Raw genomic sequence first — 24,788 nt, 5'->3', positions numbered from 1 at the left:
TGAACAATTAGCCTTTTGTTCATATGTTTTTCTCGGTTGAGGCATGAGTCATCGAGATTAAAACAAAATGAAATGGAGACAAGCTAAAAGTCAACGATCAAGCGGTTGTTGATTCTCATGCGAGACTTCGCTTTCCACGGGCGGAAGGCGAGCCTCCTTGTCACTTACGTTCCTCGGGGGTCTCACCTATTCCGCTGTTCCCGCAGGAGTCTCCGTCTCGCATGAGAATCAACGGATGACACCTGCTTCAGCATGTTCTTCATCAAAAGAATATAAAGATGAACAGCGGATGACTCAAACGAGGGACGTCACCCCTCCGATATCAGTTTACATTATTGATTCCAAACTGATATGTCGTCTCCCACTGGTACGTCGCACCCGGTTCGATGAGAATCGATGGAAAATGGGATTCATTGACAGCATTCGGATGAACTTGTGCCTCAAGGCAAAGACCAAGTGACGGACGGGACGGGACACCGCGAACCGTATAGTCGGTCAAAAGTTGTGTTCCCGTATATAAGACGACGACCGGCTGATTCGTCGTCATCTGTAACGTTCGTCCTGATACCGGATCCATGAGTTGCGCTCTCCCTTCGTCTAAGACGAACGGATGATCATAACCGTTCCCGGCATTGACCGTCTCCTCACTTTCCGATTCAGCGCCACTGCGAATCGACCGCCCTGTCCGGAAATCAAGGACCGTTCCGTCGACCGCACGGAATTCACCCGTCGGTAGCAGATCGGATCCGAGCGGTAGATAGGTCGAACTCGGTAACGTCAACTGATGATCCAGAATATCGCGTTGTAAGTTCCCGGACAGGTTCCAGTACGTATGATTCGTCACGTTCAGTGGTGTCGTCTGATCCGTCGTTGCTTCAATCGACAACGTCAATGCTGTCCCGTTTAGCCGGTAGATGACATCCACGGTTACATTTCCGGGATACCCTTCGCAACCATCCGGACTGAGCGTCCGTAAGTGCAACAGCTGTTCCGTTGCTTCGATGACATCAAAGAAGACTTGATCGAAGCCGTGCGTGCCGCCATGTAAGTGATTCGTTCCGTCATTTGCCGCAAGGTGATAGGTTTGTTCAGCAATTGAAAAGCGGGCTTGCCCAATCCGTCCGGCGACCCGGCCGACGATTGCTCCGAAATACGGCGAATGTTCTTTGTACGCGGCCAGTGTATCGAAGCCGAGCACCACACTCTCCATCTTGCCCGAGCGATCTTTGACCCGGACGTCATTGATGATGCCACCGTAATTCCATATCTCGACTTCCATGTCCGGTTGCATCAAGCGGTGCCGAACGAGTCGCGCGTCTTCTGTTTGATGTGTCTCGTACGTCATCGCCGGTCACCTGTCACTTGATGTGTCACCGTCTGCAGGAACCGGTTAAGTCCCGCCTGCCCTGCCTCCGTCTGTTTGAAGACACCGCAGTCTTCGAGTCCACGGACGAATTTTTCGGCCACCGCTTGTTCGACGTAAGCTGTGACCGGTTGACCGGTGTACTGTTGCTTCAACGATTCTGCCCAAGTCCGGTGTACCGGCAAGACGTCCGTCGTTTCACCGACGATGAACTGTTCGACCTGCTTTAGTTCTTCAAGCAACCGGGCTGGTAAGACCGCAAGTCCCATCACTTCAATCAAGCCGATGTTTTCACGTTTGATGTGGTGGATGTCCGCGTGCGTATGGAAAATGCCATCCGGATGTTCGACAGAGGTCCGGTTGTTTCGTAAGACAAGATCGAGTTCATAGACGCCGTTTCGCATCCGGGCAATCGGTGTCACCGTGTTATGCCGGACGCCGTCTGTCATCGCAATGATTTCCTGCTCCGCGTCACTATACGTCAGCCAGGCTGTATACACATCATCGGCAGCAGCGAGTAACTGGTGACGATCAGGGCTACTCAAGCGGATGACGCTGAGCGGCCAGTGTAACGTTTGCCCACTGACATCCGGTTGTTGCGGCAAGTCGAACCGGCTTTGGATCGTTGCTCGGTCCATCGCGAACTCATAACGCCCGCCTTGGTAATGATCGTGCGTCAAAATCGAACCGCCGACGATTGGTAAATCAGCATTTGACCCTGCAAAATAATGCGGGAATTGATCGACGAACTCCAGTAATCGTTCAAAGGCGTCGCGGTTGATTACCATATCGCGATGCGCCTGCGACAAAATGATGCTATGTTCGTTGTAGTAAACGTATGGCGAATACTGCAATGCCCAATCCTCACCTTGGAGTGTCAACGGAACGATCCGGTGGTTCGCCCGAGCCGGATGATTGTTGCGTCCGGCATAACCGACGTTCTCGACACAAAGCAAACACGTTGGATAGGTCGATGCTGCAACAGGTTCTGTCCGGGCTGCCGCAATTTCGCGTGGATCTTTTTCCGGTTTCGATAAGTTGATTGTAATATCAATTTCCCCGTAAACCGTCGCTGCCTTGTACTGGATGTTTTTCGCAATCCGTTTCGTCTGGATATAATTGCTCGCCTGACTGAGTTGATAGAAATAATCCGTTGCGTGCACCGGATTTTCTTTGTAGAGCTGATTGAACGTCGTCGTGATCGTCGAAGGACGATCGACGAACACATCCATTAATTCAGCTGCGAAACGTTCTTTTTCATCGAGTCGTGCTGCAAGCCGTCCGGACGCAATCATTTCTTCCACCAGCGCCTCGAGGATGTCTGGAATCGGTTCCGCTGTAACAGTCCCTGGATCGGTATAATCCGCCTGACCGACAAGCGCAAGAATTCGATTACGCGCATAGATTTCATCTTCTGCGTCAATCAGATGTTCAGCAATCGCTTGCTCAATCAATCGTTTGATGTGTTCATTCATCGCCTTCACTCTCCTCAATCCATTCTCTCTCTTATGTTGTCTGATAGCCGTTCGGACGGCGTTCGTGCCAGTTCCAGGCATCACGGATGATTTGGTCGATGTCCGTCCGACGCGGTGACCAGTCGAGAACACGTTTTGCTTTTTCTGATCCTGCGATTAACGTACTCGGATCACCGGCACGTCTTGCGACGACTTGTTCCGGAATCGGGTGCCCCGTCACCCGGCGCGCCGCCTCGATGATTTCGCGGACGGAAAATCCGTTGCTCGAACCGAGGTTAAAGACATCACTCGTGTGTCCTTGTTGTAAGTAATCGAGTGCGAGAATATGGGCATCAATCAAATCTTCGACATGAATGTAATCCCGGATGCATGTCCCGTCTGGCGTCGCGTAGTCATCCCCATAAATCGAGATGACAGACCGCTGATTGTTTGCGACTTCAAGGACAAGTGGAACAAGGTGTGTCTCTGGTGTATGGTCCTCTCCGACTTCTCCTGTCGCGCGTGCTCCAGCGACGTTGAAGTAACGTAACGCCACATAACGAAGACCATGTGCTTGTTCGCACCATTTCATCATCTTCTCCATCATCAATTTCGTTTCACCGTACGTATTCGTCGGGTTCGTCATTGCCGTCTCGAGAATCGGCATCGTTTCTTGCTCACCGTATGTCGCAGCCGTCGAAGAGAAGACGATTTGTTTGATATCATGTGCGACCATTGCCTCGAGTAAGACTTCCGTTCCGTAGACGTTATTGTTGAAGTATTTTAATGGTTGTTCCATCGACTCCCCGACCAACGAAAAGGCAGCGAAGTGAACGACTTGTTCAATCGTCTCTTTTGTAAAGACACGGTCAAGGAACGACCGGTCGCGAATATCTCCTTCGTATAAACGGGCTTGCGGATGGACCGCCTTTTTGTGACCTGCCTGTAAATGATCAATGACGACGACGTCTTTTCCAGCATCAATCAACTGATAGACCGCATGGGAGCCGATATAGCCGGCCCCACCGACAACTAGTACTGCCATATTAGATGACCTCCCGTTCGACTTCACGCGCTCCGTCTCCGACAGTCGCCGTGTAAAACGTTGCCGGATAACCGATCCGGCTTTCATAGCGTTGTCCGACGGCATCGATGAATCGGTCGACTGTTGACGTTTCAACGATTGCAATCGCACAGCCACCAAAGCCGGCTCCTGTCATCCGTGCCCCAAGGACACCCGGTTGCGCCCAAGCCGCTTCGACCAACGCGTCGAGTTCTTGCCCTGTCACTTCATAATCGTGTTGGAGTGACCGGTGCGACGCATTCATCAATTCTCCGAATTCCTCGAGTTGCCCTGCTTGTAGTGCTTCCAAGGCTTGTAACGTCCGCTCATTTTCAGAAATGGCATGGCGTGCCCGGCGCATCAAGCGTTCGTCGTCGAGTGTGACGGCTTCGAATTCTGCCATCGACCAATCTCCGAGCGTTGCATACGGCCGGACTTGCTGTAACTGTTCGAGCACCTGTTCACACTCCGCACGTCGCTCGTTGTATTTTGAATCGGCGAGTTCACGCCGCTTGTTCGTGTTCATGATGATGATCGTATAGCCCGTCAAGTCGAGCGGTGCATACGTGTAATCAAGCGTTTGGCAGTCAAGGAGTAATCCTGACCCTGCCTGTCCCATCCCGATCGCAAATTGATCCATGATGCCACTGTTGACGCCGATGTAGTGATTTTCGACCTGCTGACCGAACTTCACGAGTTCGACCCGGTCGAGATCCAATTCATATAAACGCTCGAGCATGACACCGATGACGAGTTCGAGTGAAGCAGACGAAGACAACCCTGCTCCGTTCGGAATATCCCCTTTAATCAAGACGTCAAATCCTGACGTGATGGCGTACCCGGCTTCCCGGAGGATGTGCACCATTCCTTTGGCATAATTCGTCCAACCGTCTTGCGGATTATGGGCCAAGTCGTCTAATCCGACTTCGATGATGCCGTCTGCTTCGAAGTTGAGTGAATAGAAACGACACGTTGCATCATCCCGTTTTCGGGCAATCGCATGCGTCCCGAGCGTCAAGGCACATGGAAACACATGACCTCCGTTATAGTCCGTATGCTCTCCAATCAAATTGATACGCCCTGGCGCAAAAAAGCGATGTGTCGCCTGTACATCGAATTGCTCTTCAAAGATTTGTTCTAACGTCTGGTCGGTCATGCGATCGGCTCCTTTTGCTCAATTTGTCTCAATTGATAGATGGGTTGAATTCGTAAACAACGTGCTTCATAGTCCGTCGAATAAGAGAAGTTCAGTCCTTGGTTCATCAAGTAAGCACCGCTCACCTGGCGATCTTCCACTTGATAGAGTCTACTTGCATCTAATCCCGTCAGTTTAAAGCTGTACTGGTGAATGCCATGCTTACGCATCGGTGCAACCGCCAAAATGACTGTCTCAGTTTCAGACGTATACTGCATGATGCTCGCTGTCGTTTGTGAGAATGGACTGAGGCGGTATTGACGTCCGTGCTGAACTGTCGGCCGAATCGTCTTGTATGTCTCAATCCATCCTTTCGCTTCCGCGAGTTCACTTGCCGTCCACTCACTTAAGTTTCCACCGATGCCGAGCGTCCCTTGCATCGAAGAGACGAACCGCGTCGCAAGCGGTAAGTTCCGCCCATTCAACCAGTTCGGACCATCCGTCACCCAGCAACTCATCATTTTTGCATTATAGGCAAACGAGAAGTCATGTTGAATCGTCAACCGGTCAAGCGGGTCCGTGTTGTCACTCGTCCAGACTTGTTCCGTCCGCTCTAAAATCCCGAGATCAATCCGACCTCCGCCACCGGCACACGCTTCGAAGTCGACCGTCGGATGCCCGAGTCGTAGCTCGTCGAAGATTCGATATAAGGCATCGACGTGACGCTTCCAAAGTTCTTTTTGCGCGTCCGGCGTTTGCGACGGGACACCCGGCTCAGAGAATGCCCGATTCATGTCCCACTTGATGTAGTCGATTTCGTGCGACGTCAATAATTCATCCATCATGTCATAAACAAAACGTTCGACTTCCGGTAAACCGAGGTTCAAGACGAACTGGTTTCTCGATGTCGTCCGGACAGCACCCGGAGCATGATAAATCCAGTCCGGATGTGCGCGATATAAATCGGAGTCCGGATTGACCATCTCCGGCTCGACCCAAAGACCGAACTGCATGTTTTTTCCCTTCACATACTCAATCAGAGGGGTCAGACCGTTCGGAAACTTCTTCCGATTGACGACCCAGTCGCCTAATCCCGCTTGATCGGAGTGACGTTCACCGAACCAACCGTCATCGACGACGAATAGTTCACATCCGATGTCCGCTGCTTGATCGACGAGTGCCCGTTGTCCCTGTTCCGTCACATCGAAATACGTCGCTTCCCATGAGTTATAAAGGACCGGTCGAACGTTTTCACGGTCAGACGCCGGCATGATTACGTGACGCTGGAAGTCATGCGCGCGCGCACTCATTCCGGCGAAGCCGTCCGGAGTATAGCCGATATAAAAGACCGGTGTTATTAGACGTTGTTCAGCGTCAAGCGTCCAGCTGAAGTCAAATCCATTCATCCCACCCGATAGTTGGACGAACCCGAAGGCATCTTGTTCAGCGTGAATCGACCAGTTGCCCGAATAGGCAAAATGGCCGTAAATGACTTCGCCCGTCGTCTCTGTCGCATTGTGTTCAAGCGCGAACCAGGGATTTGCCTGGTGACTCGTCACACCGCGTCGACTTTCAATCGTCTTGCGTCCTGCTGTCAGCGGCGTGATTTGTTTTTGGAATTCGCCCGTCCATATCCCGGCATAATGATGGAAGTTGAGCGTCGGACGATTTAAAAGTCCCATCGCGAACGACTGCGCCGTCGTCAAACGGACAGGTCTTTCTCCTGCGTTTTCGATGATGAGCGAGCGCCCGATCATATCGTATGCCGCGAAAAGTTCATACCGTACCCCGACGCGCAAATCTTGGAGGGGATCGTGGAGCCATAAGACAAGTGCCGTATCCGACAGCTCTGCTTGCTCGAAAGAAAATTGACTGATTCTTGCTCCGTCTGCCCGTTCTGATTTTAACGTCGGTTCTGTATAGACCATCTCACCGAACGGGATAAAGTCGTACGTCGCGACGCCGTCTGGCGATTCGAATGAACTGTGTGCAAGAACCGCACTCGGTAACGCCGCATAATCTGCTCGATACGGAAGTCGTGCCCCGAAATACGTATGAACGAGCTTCCCATTCGCTCCGATTGTCACGACATGCGCGACATCTTGTCCTTCGATCACGAATCGGTGTTTCGATACTTCAAAGATTGCCATGGTCCTACCTCCTTACGTCGTCAGAATCAGTGTCGCAAGCGGTGCGAGTGTCACTGTTCCACTGTATGTCTCTTGCGTCGTCAGCTCCTGATATGTTCCGTCAAGCGTGACTTGTTTCGTTTCTTTTGTGTCATGGTTCATCAGGAAGACGAAATCGCGTGTTTCCCCGTGACGGCGAACGACTTCGACCTGGTCCGGCACTTCAAGCGTCTCGATTCCTGCTTCTTCAAAGGCTTGCGCGTAAATCGTATCGATCATCGCGTCATCGATCGACGCTCCGATGTACGTGATTGTTCCTTTGTATTGATTTCGCGTGACGGCTGCGACACCATCGTAAAATGTATCGCGATAAACGGCGAGCGGCTCTGCCGTCGTCGGTGTAATGAGATCGCACCAGAGGCGTGCCGTCGACGATTGTCCGTCAAGTCCCTCGACACGGTTTTGCTGGACCGCTTGAAGGGATTCATATTCATCGATTTCAATGCCGGCATACGTGGCAAACTTCCCGGGAAGTGTTTTCGGGATGACATTGTTATGCGGATCCTTGACACCTGTCCGGTACGTAAAGATGACGTGCCCCCCTTGTTCCATGTAATCAATCAATGCTTGATCGAACGTCGGGTTCGTCAGGAAGTACAGCGGCACGATAATCAGTTTGTAGCCGTCAAGCGCATCGCCCGGGAAAACGATGTCCGTCGCAACCTGCTTGCGGACAGCCCCGCCGTAAAAACGGACGAACTCGGTCCGGAAATCAAATGCATCGCTGTGTCGTTGATGCGTCCAGGCCCAAACGTTTTCCTGATCAAAATAGACACCGACATCCGCTCGGTACGTACTGGCATTGATCTCGTCGCCGAACGTATTTAGTTCCGTCATGATCTGTTTGACTTCAGCAAACTTCCGTTTCGGTTTCCCGTCGTGGTCGATGATGCCGTGGCAAAATTCTTCCGTCCCGAACAAGGCTGCCCGGAAGCGGAAATAGACGATCGCTTCCGCGCCGCGCGCAACGGCTTGATACGTCCAGAGACGAATATGACCCGGGCGTGGTAAGTATCCGATTTTGCTCCACCCCTGTGCGCCACTGAGCTGTTCCATGACCCAGAAACCTTTGCCCTGTTTCGACGACCGGCAGAGATCGTGATCGCTCGCCATCTTCTCGAAACGGTTTGGTTCCGGTAACCCGCCCCAGACGGGATAGTTATCAAATGAGACATAGTCAAGATCTTGCGCCATCTGTTGTTGATTCACAGCCATATCGCTGTAGACGAGGTTATGTGTGATAAAGGCATCCGGATGGATATGTTCCCGTAAGACATCGACTTGCAGCTTGTTGTAATAGTTATAGCCGTCGGCACAAAATCGGTCGAAATCGACGAGCAGGGCTGGACTATGCTCTTGGTAAACTTTACGCGGGACGGGAATTTGTTCCCACGCCGTATAGGTTTGACTCCAAAAGACCGTTCCCCATGTCTCGTTTAACACGTCAAGCGTGCCATACCGCTTCTTGAGCCAGACCTGGAAAGCGGCCCGGTCGATAGCACTGTAAGAGCGGTCCGACTTTTCATGACCGTACTCATTATCTGTCTGCCAACCGATGACACGCGGATGTTGCCCGTACCGTTTCGCCATTTCCGTCGTAATCGCGACGGAAAACTTTTGATAGGTCTCACTGTGAACCGTATAGTGACGACGCGCACCAAAGCTGATCGTCACACCGTTTTCGTCGACCGGTAAAATTTCTGGATACTTATGACACATCCAGGCGGGTGGTGTTGCCGTCGGTGTACCGAGGACGATATCGAAGCCCGCGTCACTGAGTCGTGCGACGACGTCATCCCAAAAGTCGAAGTCATAAACCCCTTCTTCCGGTTCCATCATCGTCCACGCAAATTCTGCAATCCGGACGACGTTGACCCCCAGTTCTTTCATCAAACGAAAATCTTCCTCCCACAATTCACGTGGTGTTTGTTCCGGATAATAATCGACTCCTAAATACATATTGCTCCCCCTGACTCAAAAAACAAATTATTTTACTGCACCGGCCGTCATTCCTTTTTGGAAGAAACGTTGGAAGAAGATATAGAAGACCATTGTCGGTAAACTGATTAACACAAGTGAGGCATAGATTTTACCTGGATCGCCGCCGAGTGCATCTTTGAAGAAACTCGGTGCCATCGTGACTGTCTGGTAAGCGGGATCGGTCATGAACGTCAAGACCATCAAGTATTCGTTCCACGAGTTGAGGAACGCATAGATTAATGCTGTCGCAAGTGCCGGTTTCGCGAGTGGCAACATGACTTTGAAGAAGACTTCTAAAATTGTCGCACCGTCGATATAGGCCGCTTCCATCAGTTCGTTCGGCAATTCGTCAAAGTACCCTTTGATGAGCATCAAGCCGAACGGGAGGAAAAATGCAACTTCTGCCCCAATCAATCCCCAATGATTGTTCAGTCCGTCAAATGAACGGAGCGTAAAGAACAAAGGGACGATCATCGAAGCAACCGGTAACATTAAACCGGCGAGGACCATATTGAACATGAGACGCTTTCCTGCGAACTCTAGCTTTGAAAAAGCGAACGCTGCAAACGCAAGAATCGTGATTGAGATGATGATCATGAAGAAAGCAACAAAGAAACTGTTGAAGACGAACGTTGGGAAATTCGGGTTTTGTAACGTCGCGATATAGTTCTCAAATCCATTGACACGTAAGCTTTCCTTGAACATGACAAAGATCGGGAACAGCCAGACGATTGAAGCTAAGGCAAGGACAAGGTTGATCATCCAACGACTCTTTTTAGATTCTACATTCATGGTACGTTCCTCCTTAGTTATCCATTTTCTTTTGTATCCGTAATTGGAAGTACGTGATCAGCAACGCGATTGTAAGTAGCACGATGGCGACAGCACTCGAGTAGCCGACTTCCTGTTGGAGCATTGATTTTCGGAATAAGTAGGTCGAGATAAATTCTGTGGACGATCCCGGCCCACCGGCAGTCGTGATCCAGACTAAGTCAAATGTCTTCAGTCCACCGATGACACCGAGGATCGATAACGTGAAGGTCGTGCCCTTTAAGTTCGGGAACACGATGCTCCAAAGGGTCCGGAAGAAACCAGCTCCATCAATTTTCGCAGCTTCGAAAATTTCTTTTTCAATCGTCAACATCGCCATGTAGTACATGACCATCGACGACCCTGTCCACTGGAAGATATTGATGGCGATGACGGAATAAAGCGCGATATCCGGATCGCCGAGCCAATTCTGCTCGAGACTCCCAAGACCGATTGCACGTAAGAATTCGTTGATGTAGCCAAATTGGAAATCATAAATTTGTGTGAAAGCTGCCCCAAGGACGACCGGACTCAAAACGACCGGGAAGAAGAAGACCGATTTCATCGCAGTCCGCAGCGGTCCTTGTGTATGCAGGAAGTACGCGAGAACAAGTCCGATTCCAGCCTGGATTGTGACCGTCAAGACGGTGAAGATGAAGGTGTTTTTGAGCGAAAGATAAAAGTCCGGATCTCCGAACATTTCCGCATAGTTTGAAAGCCCGACAAACGCTTTATCAAACGAAATCCCGTCCCATGAGAAAAACGAGTTATAGGCATTGTAGAAAATCCCGTAGTAGATGAAACTGACGACGAAAAGGACGATTGGTGCGACAAATGCCCAACCGACCATATTTTGTTTCATCTTGCCTTTTTTTCTTGGAGCAGGTGAACGTGTCGCTGCTGGTTTTAACGGCTCTGCTTTTGGTTTAATCGGCAATTCCTGACGCTCTGTCTGCATGTTGATTCCTCACTTTCCTCTTTTCCAAAAATCAGGAAGTGATACGCCAGGCGCATCACTTCGCTGTCTACTGCTTATTTCGCCGATTTATCCGCTGTATCTTGAACACGTTGAAGTGCTTCTTTCGGATCTTGACCTGTTGCGATATTTTGAAGTTCCTTCCCGAGGATATCGTTCAATTTCGTATCCCGGATTCCACGGCTCGCGACTGCGTCCGCAAGCGTATCGTTTAACATTTTGTATGATTCTTTTTCGCCTTCCGATGTGAAAGCGGAATCAGAGTCGATTGTGACATCTTTAATTCCTGGTGCCATCTCGAACTCACCCATGTATACTTCTTGTCCTTCACCTTGACTCATGAAGGCGATGAACTCTGCTGCACCTTCTTGTTGTTTCGATTCTTTATTGACACCAAGCGCCATATCGATTGAAGCGATGATTGGTTGTTCTGTTCCGCCTACGAGGTTAGGAAGTGGCGCAAATCCAAGTTCATCGTCAATTTTCCATTTGTCTTTTTTCTCAGCCGTCGTCATCGAGTGTGCTTCCCATGAACCGATGACCCACATCGCAGCTTTTTTATCGAAGAACTGGTTCATCCCGTCATTGTAAGTCGCAAGACCAAGTGCTCCTTCTTGGAAGACTTTATCTTCGAAGAGGTCTTGCCATACTTGTGCTGTTTTGACCATTTCGTCATCTGTCCATTTTGCTTCACCCGACAAGACTTTTTGAATATAACCCGGCGCGACTTGGTGACTGAGGACGTTGTAGACATCGATGTCGATCCAAGCATCTTTTGCTCCGAGCATCAATGGAATGACTTTATCGCCAGACGCTTTGATTTTTTTGACGGCATCGACCGTTTCTTTATAGTTCTTAGGTGGCGTGACACCGTATTTATCAAGCATCGTCTTGTTGTACATCAAGTATGCTTGTCCTGTGAAACCGATTGGGACTGCGTATTGTGTACCATCAAGTGTCGTCTGTTCAATCCCGAGCTCGACGAATTTATCTTTCCATCCATCTCCGGCTGCTTTATCCATATATGAATCGACCGGTACGACACGATCTTTATACTGCTGAATCATCGGTTCTTTTAAGCCAATGATGTCCGGGCCTTTACCTGACAACATTGCGACTTGAAGTTGCTTTTCATAGTCTTCACTGTACCGTTTGAATTCGACTGAATACTTGTCTTGCGATTTGTTGAACGCATCGACAACGGCTTTCCCAGCTTCAGGTTGTGGTGCCCAGCCCCACCAGGTAATGATTGTTTTACCGTCTTTTGTTGTCGTCTGTTGCTCATCTTCGCCACCACAAGCTGCGAGTAGTGCTGATAATGTAAGAACCGATGCTGCCGCTAAAATCTTCGATTTTTTAAATTTCATCTGATTGATCCCCTTTTTATGTGTAAGTATCATGCGTATTTTTGACCGTGTTGACCTTCCAGTTTCGCTTGTTTGCACCAGTCTTCCATCACCGTTTGGTCGATCGGCATTCCCTGTAGCCGAATCAACACGCGGGCAATCAAACGTAACCGATAATCCAATGTGTCGACTTCGCGAGCGACAAATAAGTAAAACTCTCCGCCAAGTGTTAAGCAGCCTGCCGTCCGCATTTGTTGCATCAATGCGCGTAATTCGATGTATCCGCTCTCATTTTTTCGAACATGCAGTTCTGAGGAACGGATTGTCAATACTCCTTGCACGGATGACATCCGGAATTGAAAAACTCCATCTTGTCGCGGACGGACGAGCACGATGTCTTGGTCCGGTGACCGTTCATCCCCTAGTTGTTGTTCAGTCATCCGCTGCGTTTGACGATCATAGTAAAAGCCGCGGATGGCCCCGTAACGCCCAAAAGCTTCACGATAGGAAACCCACGGATCTTTTGTTTCCATCGGCGCGTTGCCTCCTTCTTTCCGTTTCAGCTCGACTGGTCTTCGCCAGTCCGCATCCACCTCCACCGTTCACATGAACTTAGTAAATTAAATTTATTATCTATCTTTAAAAAGACTATATCATATGACTTTTATATTTGTAAACGTTTTCATAAATTATTTTTTGGGGTTATCTCGAGATTGCTTGAAGTCCTGATAACTGAGGGCGTGACAAAGCGTCTTTTTCGTTGCTTTCCTCGGGCGAGGCGCAAGCCGTTGCTCCTTGGTCCTAACGGACACGAGCAGGGTCTTGCCTGCCTCTGAAAGTGCGTTAAACACGCACTTTTTCCCGTAGGAGTCAACGAAACGTGACGCTTTTTAAGTAATACCGTGAGAGAAATCCAGGCATGCAAACGATTTGGAGCGCAATCCGTCTTGAATCGCTTTAGACCAATTGCCGCTTTGAAGATGAAGCGCGAAAGGGAAGCGCGAACTGATTGCTTCTCGTTATCGCATTTTCACTCTTCATAAGAGTTTGCCTACAGTCAAAAAAACTACTTCCGTCATATCGATGGAAGTAGTTTATACTTTAAATCGTTTGAAAGACACTATTTGTCGCTAAAGCTGCGGCACTAAGTGCCCCTTGTTTTTCACTCCACGGCACCATCTTCACGTCCGTCTGTCGCGAGGCTGTTGTCAGCGCCGTATGCGCGACCCGTTCTTTAATCTGCTCGACGATGCCCGGTGCGCGTTCAAACATCGGGCCGCCTAGTAAAATCCGTTTCGGGTTCAACAAGTGAATCGTATTCAATACACCAATCCCGATATACTCTCCTGCTCGGTGATAGGCGCGCGCCGCTTGTTCGTCTCCTGCCACTAAACGACTTCGCAGTTCCAGTAAGGTTTTTACTTGCGGATCAATGACTTCAAAATCGCGCAACAGTGACTTTTCGCCTGCCAATGCCTCGAGGCAACCACGATTGCCACAAGAACAGATGGGGCCATCTAAATCAAGTCGCATATGTCCGACTTCACCCGTGATGTGGTTTTCCCCATCAATCAACTTTCCATCCAGTACATAGGCGCCTCCAATCCCTTCGCCTGCATAAAGGTAAAAGAATTGATCGACCCCGACCCCCTCGCCAAATAACAATTCGAAGGAAGCGAGCGCACGCACGTCATTCTCGATGAAAACTGGATAGGCAAATCGTTCCTCTAAATGTTTTTTTAGTGCGACATCATGAAGGTGGAACCGAGGGGCAAATAGGATGACACCTGTTTCCGGATTAACCATCCCGTGGACAGAAATTCCGATGCCATGAATCGTCCCGACACCGTTTGTCGCTTCAATCAATTCTTCACACAGTTGACTGACGGCATCAATCATATCGTCACTCGTATCAAAGTGTCCGATCGATTCGACTTCATGGATCGTATTTCCACTCAAGTCGGCGATGACACCGATGAAACGATGACTCGTCGCATCGATTCCGATGACATATTGTTGCGTCGCAACCAATTCAAGCATGATTGGTTTGCGTCCCCCATTCGAAACTCCGAGTTCCCGCTCCGTCACGAGACCATCGGCAATCAACTCACTGACGATGTTCGAGACCGTCGGCTTCGTCAAATTTGTCCGCTGGGCAAGTTCGACCCTCGAAATTGGCTGATGCATTCGAATCAGGCGTAACACAAGTGCCCGATTGTAGGAGCGCATCCATTTTGAATTACGTGGTGTCTCTTTAGTCATGCTTCCCCTCATCCCCTCTAACCTTCTCCTTCCTATCTTCGCACATTTTGTAAGGGATTTCACTGTCTCCTTTTTAACTCATTTTGAAAGAGAAAGAGGCGAGGTTTCACGCTTCATCATATGGCTGCTCGATTACGAGGATTCGGCTACCGTCTGGCTTTTCCGTCAACTCCATTTCAATAATGGCCTGCCCGACTAGCAACACAGCGGGCAATTCTGGGTCCGTCTTCCGAAAAAAGCTGACATGACCTTGATAAACGTCCATATAATCAGCGAATAAAAACGTTCCATTGACATGGATTTCGTCTTGCTTCGGGTTGAATTCAAGTCGCGGGACCCCGAACCATGCTTCTCCGTTCAAATACAACAATGGTTTGTTTCCAATTCCTTCATTGGTGGCTCGGCGCACTTCAATCGCTCCTTTCGTCTCATAATAAAGGCGGTCATCCCCTCGTGTCGCAATGACAATCGGATTGTCTTGATACAGGACGATTTCAAGAATTTCATCCGCCTGTTCGACATAATAACCCGAGTCATCAGCTGTCGCAAAACTAATCGTGTACAGTTGAATCCAGGCGACGACATCTGTTACTTCGACCGGCTTCAAAAATAACGCGGAGACAAGATACGTCCGCTCCGGCATCACGATTAAGTTGACACAGATATCTGCCAATTGAATCGTTCGTACTTGTGTTGAAGGATACATTTCTTCGTAATCTTTCATAAAAACCACTTCATAATAATGCGTCGTCTCCCGGAGCTCTCTCCCAGGTAAACGACGATCAAAGTCGGCAATCTGGATGCGTTTCATGTTGTGCCTCCTCTGCAAAAACCTGTAAGTGTCTCATGCTGATTATTACCCAAAATTTGGTCTCTTTGCACTCCCCTAAAAATCAAAAAATCACCTCCCGATTTTTTCAGGAAGGTGACGCGTCAGATTGTTTTCATTGGAGATACAAGTCGTAGAGAACATAGAGCACTAGCGCAATCACAAAGACGAAAAAGAATTTTCCCGTACCAAAAAAACACGGTCGCTTGTTTCGTTCCGATTATTTTTATCCGGATACATTATACAACTCCCTTTCTCATCTATCCAATTTTTCTCATATTGAATAGTTTCGCCTTTTGCGGCATCAATTCCTTCCGAACTGACGATTGATTTCTTTAAGATTTCATCCCGTTCGCAAAAAAGACGAGCGTTTCTTCTTCGTCCGTCGTTAACACACGGTCGACCGTTTCTTTGTATAATCGATGCATCTCTGAAATCTTCCCACCTGCTCGCTCCGTCACATCCATCGCCTGACGTAACATCACGACTTCTTGTTCGAACGCTTCGCGGGGCATTGCCTCACCGTGCGACCAAACGTAATACGCCGCATCATACTCCGCGATTGCATCGAGTAACAACGTCATTCGCTCGACCGTATAGTTCCATTTCGCCGAAAAGATATCAGCATACATCGCGTCCCCTAAAAATAAGACACGTTCTTCCGGTATGTAAACAAGCAGACTCCCGGGTGAATGGTCATTTTCGACTTCGCGCAGAATACAATGCACATTCCCTAAGTCGACGACAAGTTCTCCCTCGAATTGAATATTTGGCAATTGTACTGCTATATCACGTGTCGGACCAAACTCGAGCTTGATGGCATCGGCACAAAACGGTATCTCGATTCCCTGCTCGATTCGCGCTTCGAGTGCTTCATCTGTCCAGTCATAATCTAGCATCTGTTCAATTCGCGCTACCGTCCGCTTCGTTGCCATCGCCAGAAGGTTCATTTCCTTTAGTCCGAAAATATGATCCCAGTGCCAATGCGTCAATGCCAGTAAATCAGGTTTTTTCAAGCCATGTCGCTCCACTTCTTCTAAAAACAGTGCCGCATGCCGGCTCGAGTTTCCTGCGTCAATCATCAGACTGCGTTTTGCTCCGACGATCAGCCCTAAAATCGGTCGATCCGTTTCACTGACCGGCGTTTGATACCATACACGATCCGTCAATTGGTTAAATTGTTGCATCTTCATCGCCTCCTGCTTGTAGTATAACGAAAAAGCCCATCCGGATGACGCCCGGATGGACCAGTTCAATGCCTTTACTTCTTATTTTCTTTTTGACGGAAAGGCCACCAGACACCTGAACCGAACGAAACCGTAATCGCCGGGATCAAGAGCGGTAAGACAATCAATCCATACAAGAGAAGACCCGTGATGACAATCGTCGCGATTTGAACGAGACTGAGGACACCGGATGGCATCATCGCACCGAACGTACCGGCGAGGATGATCGCTGCCGTAATGATGACCGAGCCCATTTTTTTCATCGAGATGTACATCGCTTCTTTCGTCTCAAGTCCGTTGATCGTTTCTTCGCGGAAGCGATCAAGGAGGAAGATTGAATAGTCGATGCCAAGTGCGACAAGCATGACAAAGCCAAAGAATGGAACCGCCCAACTGATTCCGTCATACCCCAGTCCGTTGACGAAGATCAACTCTGCGATTGAGACCGACGTATAGTACGTCAGTAACAATGAACCAATCATGAACAGCGGCATGATGAACGAACGGAACATGATTGCGAGGACGATGAACAGACTCACGATCATAATCGCGACCGTCCGCGAAAAGTCCGCTTTTGACGTATCGTTTAAGTCACTATTGATGCTTGAAATACCACCGTAAGCAACTTTTGCCTCTTCGAGTGGCGTATCTTTTAACGTACTCGCAGTCGTTTTTTTAATCGCCGCGACTGTTTTGATCGCTTTTGGCGAATATGGATCGTCGTTTAAGATGACTTCAAACTTCAGTCCTGTTTCGTCATCAATTGCATATCGTTCGATGACCGGTTCAAACTCTTTATTCGTTAACGTCTCTTTCGGAATAAACATTCCGGTCCCGCGAATCGTTTTCGAATCGCCCATCTCAGTCAGAATATCCGCTACATCCGTTAAACCGTCTTCGATTTTTTGAAGACCCTCATTTGCCGAACCGACACCGTCCGCAAGTTGCGTCAAGCCACCACCGAGCTGTCCAGCTTGTGCACCTTGTTGTTCAATTCCTGTCGCCGCTTGCGCAATGCCGGTTTCAATTTGCGTCAATTGTTCCGATAAAGCGGACAACGTCCCGACCGCTTGCGGTATGTTTTGTGTCGTTTGCAGTCCTTGACCGACAGCGCCGAGCTGTTGATTGATTTGACCGAGACCATCTGCTGCCTGTTGCAATTGTGTTGCCCCAGCCGTCGCTTCGTCTCCAGCCGGAAGCTGTCCACTAATCGATTGAAGGTTTTTTTCGACTTCCTCTAAACCTTGACCGACTTCACCAAGACCCGTATTGGCATCTTTGACCCCATCTGCAATTTGCGCGAGTTGGCGGTCGACGTATAAATCGGGGATGACCTCACCCGTTGGTCTTGAAATCGACCGAACGGATTTGACACCATCCAATTTGACGAGCTCGCGACTTAACTGCTCCGCATAAGGAAGTGTTTCTTCTGTCACGATGTCTTTATCGTCCTTTAAGATGACGTTGACGGGGAGCGATTCTCCCGCACCAAATCCGTCTGAAATCGCATTTAACCCTTTGACGGTTTCGTATTTTTCTCCAATCTCATCGACTGTATTGAATGAAAGATCGTCATCATACGTAAAGAGCGTCGGGACTGTAATGACGGCGACGATTGCCATCGCGAGCAATGGACGGCGAATCGATAATCCGCCGTAACGTGCCCATAACTTACTATCACGGTGACTCGCTGCACTTTTCGACGGCCAGAATAATTTTTCTTTTAACGTCGCCATGAAGAATGGGACGAGTGTAAACAGGACGAGCAGTAAGACGGCAATCCCGACCGCTACTGCAACCGATGATTTAAAGATCGGGAAATCTGCGAATCCGATTGCCGAGAAACCGACGAGAACGGCAATCCCACTGATCAGCAATGTCCGACCCGCTGTTTTATACGTGTTGACGATAGCCGTTTCGACGTCATGTCCAGCTGTCAGTTCTTCCTTGTAGCGGCTTAACAGTAAGATACAGTAATCTGTCCCAATCCCGAATAAGATCGCGACGAGGAAGATTTGTGTGAAGTTCGAGACCGGGAAACCGAACCAATCAACAAAAAACGCCACAAATGATTGGCTCATCAGGTAGGTTACGCCGACTGCAAGCAGTGGAACGAACGGTGTGACGATCGAACGGAAGACGATGAGCAATAAACCAAAAATCAAACCGACAGTAATTAACTCCGTCCGTTTCAGTCCTTCTTGCGAACTTTTGTTGACGTCTGCATTAATCAGCGATTCACCTGTCAGATAAATCCTCCGGTCATTCGGAAGGACATCCGCCCGGATTTTTTCCGCGAGCGCTGTAATTTCTTCTTGTGACCCGTCCACTGTAATTGGAACGAGCACCGTTTTTTTATCTTTTGAGACAAGTTGTCCTTCCGTTTCCTCACTTTCAAACGGATTAAGGACACCGGTCACAGGTTTGTCGAGTTTTTCTAAATCCGTCACGATTTGACCGATGTCAGTGCGGTCAGACGCTGAGACCTTGTCCTTTAACGGGATGACGAGCGAAATGGTTTCTTCACTTGCACCAGCTGCCTGTAAAATATCTGCTGCGCGCTGCGAATCTGCATCACTTGCGAGCTGAATCGCTCCAGCATCCTCTGCTTGTTTCGATAAGTTCGGTGCCGCTAAAAATAGACCGACTGTCGCAATCAATAAGACGATTACGATCGGCCAGCGCCACTTGACGATTTGTCGCATGCCTTCTCCACCTCTTCTAGTTCTATTTTTCTCTGCTGCTTAGTCTTCAATCTTTAAAATCGATTTGACCTTTTTAAACGTTTCGATAAACTGTTGAATTTCATCGTCCTCAACCTTACCATCAATCAATTGTTCCAAGTAGAGATAGATTGCCTGGTTCGATTCCTCGACGACATCGTGTCCTGCTTGCGTCAAAATGATTTGTTTCGTCCGATGATCATCTTCCGCCCGTTCGACTTCCACGAGTCCTTTTTCATTTAACTTTTTCAGACGGTTTGAAATCGCGCTTTTATGGACACCTTGCATGACGGCGATTCGTCCCGAAGCAATCGGTCCGTATTTACCGACGATTTTCAATAAATGAAGTTGCTCTGGAGAATACAAACGCCACACGGGAGATTCAACGGACTTTAATACGCGTTCCGTCCCATGAATCATGACTTCCTCAAACAGAAGGACGGCTTCCCGAAGATTGTCTTTCATTTTAGTTTACCTCCTAAACTGTTAGTGTTAGTTTAGCCCCTCAACTAGCTGACGTCAACTTCAAACTGTCACAATTAGGCAGACAGACCCGAGCAATGTTCGATATGATAAAAGAGAGCTTGATGTTTGCTAGATAAAGGAGGAAGAACGATGACCCTTTTATTTTGGATCGCCCTTGTGATTTGTATCATTGGACTTATTTTTACACTCATGGTCGGACGTAGCCGTAATGAAGAAAGCTACAGTAACAAAACAACTGCTAAAAACATGGTTTGGATGTACTTGATTTTACTACCGGTCATCTTAATCGTGCTTGGTGTATTTTATTACCTGCTGACAAAGTAAACTAAAAAAGATAAGCGGTCCCTTAAGCTACTGCCTTTAAGAGACTGCTTATCTTTTTTGATTAATTTAACGTTTTTGGACGGACGATATAAATGTCGCATTTCGCATAACGGGCAATGTTTTCGGATACACTCCCAATCATGATCCGTTCCATTGCGTTCATGCCGACAGCCCCACAGACAATCAGTCCTGCCCCGACACGCGGTGCAATGACTTTCGGGATCAGCGTCTTCGGTGACCCTGTCTCGATGACGAGCTCGACTGCATCCAACCCGGCTTGATGTGCCTGTTTTTCGTATCGTTCAAGTAATTCTTGTGCATACTCTGTCACGTTTTGGTCAATGAAGCGTTGGTTGGCACGGACATTCGCGAATGTCTGAATGTCGATGACGTGTGTGATGACGAGCTTTGCATGATCAATTTTTGCAAACTGGACCGCTTTATCGAATGCCAAGTCTGCCGTCTTTGATCCGTCTACTGCGACCAGAATTGTATGGTAGTGGCTGTCCATCATGATTCACCCTCTCCACTCAAACAAAGGCAACACTCATAATTTATCGTTGTTTTCGTTCTCCAATGCTCTGTTTTCATGATCGAGTTTCCGTTCTGCTTCGATGCCTTCCGGCTCCGTCTCAAGAATACTTTTAGGTGACGGTGTCGGTCGCTCCGCACCTTCTTGATCCGCGAACAAGACGTAAGCACCATGCCGGACACCGACGACATGACGTTCGATTTCCTCGTCCGCTAGACCAAGCGACGTAAATGCCGTTCGGATTTCATCTTCTGTCGCCGGCTTTCCGGTAAAACGCTCGAACAATGTCCGTTTACCCGTGACGAGTTGTGCTGCTGACTGTCCCCGCAACATCGCCATATCGGTTTTATCCTGTAAGACGACGTATAAATCTTCCTCAAGATACCCTTTAAAATGTAAATCTTCAATATCCCGAATCAATTCGGTTTCATTTTCATACGTTCCGATAAATTGTTTTTTCCCCATTTGACTGTCTCCCCCTTTTTAACTTCTATAAGGGATATACCCGAAAAAACGAAAAGCAATGATTCAAACTGTCGGTTTGTTTCAAGAAACTGGTGTTTTTTGTTCTGAAAAAACCTTTTGTCGTCTCCGAAAGACCACTACTGTGACGATTGCGACTGCTACCGTCGCAATAACGGTAATCCATTCCTGTGTCAAAGTGAGACGATCGTTAAAGAACAGCCCACTATAAAACCAAATCATCACTACACCAAACACCCAATCCGAATGGAACCAGCTGAATACTAGTACACCACCTGCAAAAACAATCAGCATGATACTCGTCCAAAGCGAGACACTTAAACCAAACAGTTCCTCAAACCGGAAATCACGTAAAATCCGAAACGGTAAAATTAAGATTTGGACGCTCGACCAGGCTAGAAAGACGGAAAAAGGCGAGCGCATCCAAGGTGAACGGTTCGGATGCTGTTGAATTTTTGAATAGATGAGACAAAGACTTATGAAAGACACTGTCATCAACACGAGTTCCCACGGCGGACCTACAATCGAACTTACTCCGAGTCCAATCATCGTCAAACTGAACCATCCACTTATATCAAGTATCAACGTTCGATCTGCCGGATAAGATCGGACTGGACGGATGCACCAAATCAGGAGTGTCGTATACAGAACACCGACGACAGCATCAACGAATGGTGCCGGCATGATTGCTAACGGTAACTCGGTCGGCGTCTTATACCACACGACACGGGCAAGTAAAACGAATAAAAACGATAAAAAATTGAGTAAACGAAGTCCCGTCAGTGTCAACATCTCGCGTCCACCTCCTTACCTAGTCTTTTCCCGACGCGACATGCTCGAAAACAAAAAACCTGTCTTCAAGAAACGGATTCAGGTACGATGGAAATACAAAGGAGCGTTGATCATATGCAACCATTCATCAAGCCCCACCAATATAATTTCATCCGGAATCAAATTGAGTTATTACTTCAACAATTAACGACCGTGAATGACCCCGATGTCCGTGATGCCGTTTTATACAGCGCGACGACAAAAATTTTCGACATCATTCCCATTCTGTCCCCGGAACAAGAGGAACTTTTGATGACGATCCGGAATCAAGCTTCAGAGCAACAGCTGTTCACGTATCTCGATCAAATCCAACCGTTCGTCGAACCATTTCCGACGATCACCCCCGCTGAAATCCAGGCACTTTTTCCAAAGGTAAAAAAACTCCATCTTCCTCCACTCGATACGATTGATTTTTCAATGACGACGTATTTGAGCTGGAATGATACGAGCAACAAAAAGAAATTTTTTGTTTATCCGCTCGACGGGACGTGGATCGGACTCGAGAGCACCTATTTACCAAACATTCAGCACGGAATTTGCAGCCTCTGTAAAACAAACAATGAGGTCGCGCTCGTCTCGGTTCGAACAAATAAATCAGCTGATCACTATCGTGCTGTCGGGAACTACTTATGCATCGATAGCGACCAGTGTAACGCTTCCATCACAGCGATTTCTGATCTTGAAAAATTCTTAGCAAATGCTAAATAACAGCAAAAGCGAAGCACCCTGTTTTCGGGAGGCTTCGCTTTTTAATCAGCTTGTAAATAGAATTGATTTTTCCCGCGCCGTTTCGCTTCATACATCGCAATATCCGCTTGTTCAATCAACGTCGTCCGTGACGTCGCATGTGTCGGATAGATTGCGCACCCGATGCTCGCTGTCATGCAGACCGGTGTGTCTTGAAGAATAAAGGGGCGTTCAAACAATTGTACGAGTAATTGTCCACACTCCTCAATCACGTTCGTTTCTTTCACGTCAAATAAAAGGACAACGAATTCATCACCGCCTTGACGGGAAATGACAGTGTTGTGTGGTAATTTTTTCTCAAGACGGCTGGCAATATCGATGATGAGTTGATCGCCGATTTGGTGACCATAGGTGTCATTGATTTGTTTGAAGTGATCCACATCAATAAAATACAGAGCGGCTAACCGTTCGTGTATTTCTGCGCGACGCAGCTCTTCTTTAAAGAGACGGGCAAACAAATACCGGTTCGGCAAATTCGTCAATGCATCGTGATAAGCCATGTGCTCCATTTCTTCGAGCGCTCGCTCCAAGTCCGCCGTCCGCTGGTCGACTTTCGCCTCCAAGTTTTCCCGAAGCCGGTGATTATCCATGACAATACGAATTTGTCGCGAAATCAACAAAGGTGTCGCAATCATCAGCCCGATGGTCAACCCGTTAAAGGTGACGGCTTGGCGCGCCATTGTGATAAATAAAATCAACAAGAAAATATAAGGCGTCACTAAGCGTACCCAATCCAGCACGCGACGATTTAACATGAAATCGACAGACCGCTCATCTGCATTAAATAAAATCGCGGCTCCCCCTACTGTCAACGTCGTCGCGAGCCAAACTGGATCGAGCCACATGGCGGACACCGGGAAGTCCGCCCGATACAACACGACGTACAGAAGGTCGGCTAATAGTTGTAAGTGAAAACCTAATAAGACGAGCAACAACGATCTACTGTTGCCTCGTTTCATCACGCCAAAGAATAAGATGATCATTCCTCCAAGGAGTAACAAATCACCTAGCGGATAGCGAATCAACAGCAAGGTTTCTAAGTCAAATCCGGTCGCATTTTTTAAATAGGGTGTAATCATATAGTGCCAAGATATCGATCCTGCAACGATCAGAATAATTAATTCATCGAATAAGAAAAATCGCAGATTGATTTGAGTACGGCGATTGAATAAAAAATAACAAAACGCAATCAAATAAAAGATAATCTGCAAGCTGAAGACAAAGTCAATCCAGTCGAATGGTCCAAAGCGTTCAGCCCGCTGAATTTGCAAAACCAATTGACCTACTTCACCTGCAATCAAAGCGATATTTCCTAAGAGCAACAGGAAAAAAAGTCGTTGCGTAAAGGGACGAGTGGGATGTTTATAAATCGCCAGTAGGAGCATTGCAGAAGATAAAACGGCACCACCCGTCGTAAATAGACTATTACCGATTCGTGCGAGATCGGAGGACGTTCCTACGATAGATAACCAGCTAAAATGACTCAAAACCCAAGCAATTATCAAAATATAAATTAATTTTTGTCTCACTTCGTCCTCCTCCCTTCAAATAGTTCTAATGTCCTATCATCTATCGGTTAAAACAATATATTTTTAACCTTCTTTTCTTATTATATTCAAAAAGTTTTTTATTTTCCTCTATTCCGCCTATCGAAGTATTTGGTTTGGTCGACCCTAAAAAATGCTTGCTGGAATGAACGAGCAAGCATTTTAAACTGTAGACAACGTGCTATCGGGAGAAAAAGCATCTTTTTTCGTTGCTTTCCTCGGGCGAGGCGCAAGCCGTTGCTCCTTGGTCCTTACGGACAACGAGCAGGGTCTTGCCTGCCTCTGAAAGTGCGTTAAAAACGCACTTTTTCCCGTAGGAGTCAACGAAACGTGACGCTTTTTATAGGAAGACCGTGACGGAAAGCCGGGCATACAGACGGTTTAGCGCACGATCGTCTCGAATCGCTTTAGACCGCGAAAAGCAATCGGTCGCGACCCTGCGCCGTGACCGATTGCCGCTTTAAAGACGAGGCGAGACAGGC

Annotated in this window: 21 protein-coding genes; 2 read left to right on the top strand and 19 right to left on the bottom strand. The window is 48.1% G+C overall.

The genetic code is table 11. The annotated features are described in order from the left end of the window. Positions 1-322 precede the first annotated feature (322 nt). The 15 genes from A0126_RS01880 to A0126_RS01810 form a co-directional block, all read right to left on the bottom strand. Positions 323-1,345 carry an aldose epimerase family protein gene (locus A0126_RS01880; protein ID WP_088836203.1) on the bottom strand — a complete coding sequence of 341 codons (1,023 nt, stop codon included), beginning with the start codon at positions 1,343-1,345 and terminating at the stop codon, positions 323-325. Further along, positions 1,342-2,838 (bottom strand): UDP-glucose--hexose-1-phosphate uridylyltransferase, encoded by a 1,497-nt coding sequence (locus A0126_RS01875; RefSeq protein WP_088836202.1) that lies wholly within the window; start codon positions 2,836-2,838, stop codon positions 1,342-1,344. The genes A0126_RS01880 and A0126_RS01875 overlap by 4 nt, the downstream gene beginning before the upstream one ends. Positions 2,839-2,869: 31 nt before the next feature. After that, a complete protein-coding gene (gene galE / locus A0126_RS01870) occupies positions 2,870-3,862 on the bottom strand; it encodes a UDP-glucose 4-epimerase GalE (protein WP_088836201.1) in 993 nt (330 codons plus the stop codon). Between the two features lies 1 nt (position 3,863). Then, complete coding sequence (locus A0126_RS01865; protein WP_088836200.1) at positions 3,864-5,036, bottom strand: galactokinase; 1,173 nt, start codon at positions 5,034-5,036, stop codon at positions 3,864-3,866. After that, a complete protein-coding gene (locus tag A0126_RS01860) occupies positions 5,033-7,165 on the bottom strand; it encodes an alpha-galactosidase (protein ID WP_088836199.1) in 2,133 nt (710 codons plus the stop codon). Before A0126_RS01860 ends, A0126_RS01865 begins: the two co-directional genes overlap by 4 nt. Positions 7,166-7,177: 12 nt before the next feature. Continuing rightward, positions 7,178-9,163, bottom strand: coding sequence for a beta-galactosidase (locus A0126_RS01855; protein WP_088836198.1), 1,986 nt, complete (start codon positions 9,161-9,163; stop codon positions 7,178-7,180). 27 nt (positions 9,164-9,190) lie between these two features. Next, positions 9,191-9,976, bottom strand: a complete 786-nt coding sequence (locus tag A0126_RS01850) for a carbohydrate ABC transporter permease (protein ID WP_088836197.1) — start codon at positions 9,974-9,976, stop codon at positions 9,191-9,193. Between the two features lie 13 nt (positions 9,977-9,989). Continuing rightward, positions 9,990-10,952: a carbohydrate ABC transporter permease gene (locus tag A0126_RS01845; protein WP_088836196.1), complete on the bottom strand. Its 963-nt coding sequence runs from the start codon at positions 10,950-10,952 to the stop codon at positions 9,990-9,992. Between the two features lie 74 nt (positions 10,953-11,026). Then, positions 11,027-12,337, bottom strand: coding sequence for an ABC transporter substrate-binding protein (locus tag A0126_RS01840; protein ID WP_088836195.1), 1,311 nt, complete (start codon positions 12,335-12,337; stop codon positions 11,027-11,029). 29 nt (positions 12,338-12,366) lie between these two features. Beyond that, positions 12,367-12,849 (bottom strand): hypothetical protein, encoded by a 483-nt coding sequence (locus tag A0126_RS01835; protein ID WP_029332520.1) that lies wholly within the window; start codon positions 12,847-12,849, stop codon positions 12,367-12,369. Positions 12,850-13,417: 568 nt separating this feature from the next. Beyond that, the gene (locus tag A0126_RS01830) at positions 13,418-14,578 is read right to left on the bottom strand and encodes an ROK family transcriptional regulator (RefSeq protein ID WP_088836194.1); all 1,161 of its coding nucleotides are present in this window, start codon (positions 14,576-14,578) and stop codon (positions 13,418-13,420) included. Between the two features lie 106 nt (positions 14,579-14,684). Next, on the bottom strand, positions 14,685-15,389 hold the full coding sequence (locus A0126_RS01825; RefSeq protein ID WP_088836193.1) for a hypothetical protein: 705 nt from the start codon (positions 15,387-15,389) through the stop codon (positions 14,685-14,687). A 353-nt stretch (positions 15,390-15,742) separates the two neighbouring features. Beyond that, positions 15,743-16,594 (bottom strand): MBL fold metallo-hydrolase, encoded by an 852-nt coding sequence (locus tag A0126_RS01820; RefSeq protein WP_088836192.1) that lies wholly within the window; start codon positions 16,592-16,594, stop codon positions 15,743-15,745. A gap of 74 nt (positions 16,595-16,668) precedes the next feature. Continuing rightward, positions 16,669-19,338, bottom strand: a complete 2,670-nt coding sequence (locus A0126_RS01815; RefSeq protein ID WP_088836191.1) for an MMPL family transporter — start codon at positions 19,336-19,338, stop codon at positions 16,669-16,671. Positions 19,339-19,377: 39 nt separating this feature from the next. After that, positions 19,378-19,821, bottom strand: a complete 444-nt coding sequence (locus A0126_RS01810) for a MarR family winged helix-turn-helix transcriptional regulator (protein ID WP_029332515.1) — start codon at positions 19,819-19,821, stop codon at positions 19,378-19,380. A 150-nt stretch (positions 19,822-19,971) separates the two neighbouring features. Here A0126_RS01810 and A0126_RS01805 point away from each other — a divergent pair, with 150 nt between their 5' ends. Beyond that, positions 19,972-20,166 (top strand): hypothetical protein, encoded by a 195-nt coding sequence (locus A0126_RS01805; protein ID WP_088836190.1) that lies wholly within the window; start codon positions 19,972-19,974, stop codon positions 20,164-20,166. A 61-nt stretch (positions 20,167-20,227) separates the two neighbouring features. On the opposite strand, the gene A0126_RS01800 is transcribed toward A0126_RS01805, so the two are convergent. From A0126_RS01800 to A0126_RS01790, 3 genes are all read right to left on the bottom strand, one after another. Continuing rightward, complete coding sequence (locus tag A0126_RS01800) at positions 20,228-20,677, bottom strand: universal stress protein (protein ID WP_088838409.1); 450 nt, start codon at positions 20,675-20,677, stop codon at positions 20,228-20,230. Positions 20,678-20,713: 36 nt separating this feature from the next. Beyond that, positions 20,714-21,163 carry a YflT domain-containing protein gene (locus tag A0126_RS01795; protein ID WP_088836189.1) on the bottom strand — a complete coding sequence of 150 codons (450 nt, stop codon included), beginning with the start codon at positions 21,161-21,163 and terminating at the stop codon, positions 20,714-20,716. An 81-nt stretch (positions 21,164-21,244) separates the two neighbouring features. Next, complete coding sequence (locus tag A0126_RS01790) at positions 21,245-21,973, bottom strand: hypothetical protein (RefSeq protein WP_088836188.1); 729 nt, start codon at positions 21,971-21,973, stop codon at positions 21,245-21,247. 114 nt (positions 21,974-22,087) lie between these two features. Here A0126_RS01790 and A0126_RS01785 point away from each other — a divergent pair, with 114 nt between their 5' ends. Continuing rightward, positions 22,088-22,720, top strand: coding sequence for a FusB/FusC family EF-G-binding protein (locus tag A0126_RS01785; protein WP_162288265.1), 633 nt, complete (start codon positions 22,088-22,090; stop codon positions 22,718-22,720). 41 nt (positions 22,721-22,761) lie between these two features. On the opposite strand, the gene A0126_RS01780 is transcribed toward A0126_RS01785, so the two are convergent. Continuing rightward, positions 22,762-24,288 carry a GGDEF domain-containing protein gene (locus A0126_RS01780; RefSeq protein ID WP_239456809.1) on the bottom strand — a complete coding sequence of 509 codons (1,527 nt, stop codon included), beginning with the start codon at positions 24,286-24,288 and terminating at the stop codon, positions 22,762-22,764. Positions 24,289-24,788 lie beyond the last annotated feature (500 nt).

This window comes from Exiguobacterium sp. N4-1P (assembly GCF_002214325.1).
This window is presented reverse-complemented; position numbering and strand designations above follow the sequence as displayed.

Excerpts from the sequence above, each read along its gene's own strand:
- A0126_RS01880 (WP_088836203.1), bottom strand. The coding sequence starts at position 1,345 with ATGACGTACGAGACACATCAAACAGAAGACGCGCGACTCGTTCGGCAC.
- A0126_RS01875 (WP_088836202.1), bottom strand. The coding sequence starts at position 2,838 with ATGAATGAACACATCAAACGATTGATTGAGCAAGCGATTGCTGAACAT.
- galE (WP_088836201.1), bottom strand. The coding sequence starts at position 3,862 with ATGGCAGTACTAGTTGTCGGTGGGGCCGGCTATATCGGCTCCCATGCG.
- A0126_RS01865 (WP_088836200.1), bottom strand. The coding sequence starts at position 5,036 with ATGACCGACCAGACGTTAGAACAAATCTTTGAAGAGCAATTCGATGTA.
- A0126_RS01860 (WP_088836199.1), bottom strand. The coding sequence starts at position 7,165 with ATGGCAATCTTTGAAGTATCGAAACACCGATTCGTGATCGAAGGACAA.
- A0126_RS01855 (WP_088836198.1), bottom strand. The coding sequence starts at position 9,163 with ATGTATTTAGGAGTCGATTATTATCCGGAACAAACACCACGTGAATTG.
- A0126_RS01850 (WP_088836197.1), bottom strand. The coding sequence starts at position 9,976 with ATGAATGTAGAATCTAAAAAGAGTCGTTGGATGATCAACCTTGTCCTT.
- A0126_RS01845 (WP_088836196.1), bottom strand. The coding sequence starts at position 10,952 with ATGCAGACAGAGCGTCAGGAATTGCCGATTAAACCAAAAGCAGAGCCG.
- A0126_RS01840 (WP_088836195.1), bottom strand. The coding sequence starts at position 12,337 with ATGAAATTTAAAAAATCGAAGATTTTAGCGGCAGCATCGGTTCTTACA.
- A0126_RS01835 (WP_029332520.1), bottom strand. The coding sequence starts at position 12,849 with ATGGAAACAAAAGATCCGTGGGTTTCCTATCGTGAAGCTTTTGGGCGT.
- A0126_RS01830 (WP_088836194.1), bottom strand. The coding sequence starts at position 14,578 with ATGACTAAAGAGACACCACGTAATTCAAAATGGATGCGCTCCTACAAT.
- A0126_RS01825 (WP_088836193.1), bottom strand. The coding sequence starts at position 15,389 with ATGAAACGCATCCAGATTGCCGACTTTGATCGTCGTTTACCTGGGAGA.
- A0126_RS01820 (WP_088836192.1), bottom strand. The coding sequence starts at position 16,594 with ATGCAACAATTTAACCAATTGACGGATCGTGTATGGTATCAAACGCCG.
- A0126_RS01815 (WP_088836191.1), bottom strand. The coding sequence starts at position 19,338 with ATGCGACAAATCGTCAAGTGGCGCTGGCCGATCGTAATCGTCTTATTG.
- A0126_RS01810 (WP_029332515.1), bottom strand. The coding sequence starts at position 19,821 with ATGAAAGACAATCTTCGGGAAGCCGTCCTTCTGTTTGAGGAAGTCATG.
- A0126_RS01805 (WP_088836190.1), top strand. The coding sequence starts at position 19,972 with ATGACCCTTTTATTTTGGATCGCCCTTGTGATTTGTATCATTGGACTT.
- A0126_RS01800 (WP_088838409.1), bottom strand. The coding sequence starts at position 20,677 with ATGGACAGCCACTACCATACAATTCTGGTCGCAGTAGACGGATCAAAG.
- A0126_RS01795 (WP_088836189.1), bottom strand. The coding sequence starts at position 21,163 with ATGGGGAAAAAACAATTTATCGGAACGTATGAAAATGAAACCGAATTG.
- A0126_RS01790 (WP_088836188.1), bottom strand. The coding sequence starts at position 21,973 with ATGTTGACACTGACGGGACTTCGTTTACTCAATTTTTTATCGTTTTTA.
- A0126_RS01785 (WP_162288265.1), top strand. The coding sequence starts at position 22,088 with ATGCAACCATTCATCAAGCCCCACCAATATAATTTCATCCGGAATCAA.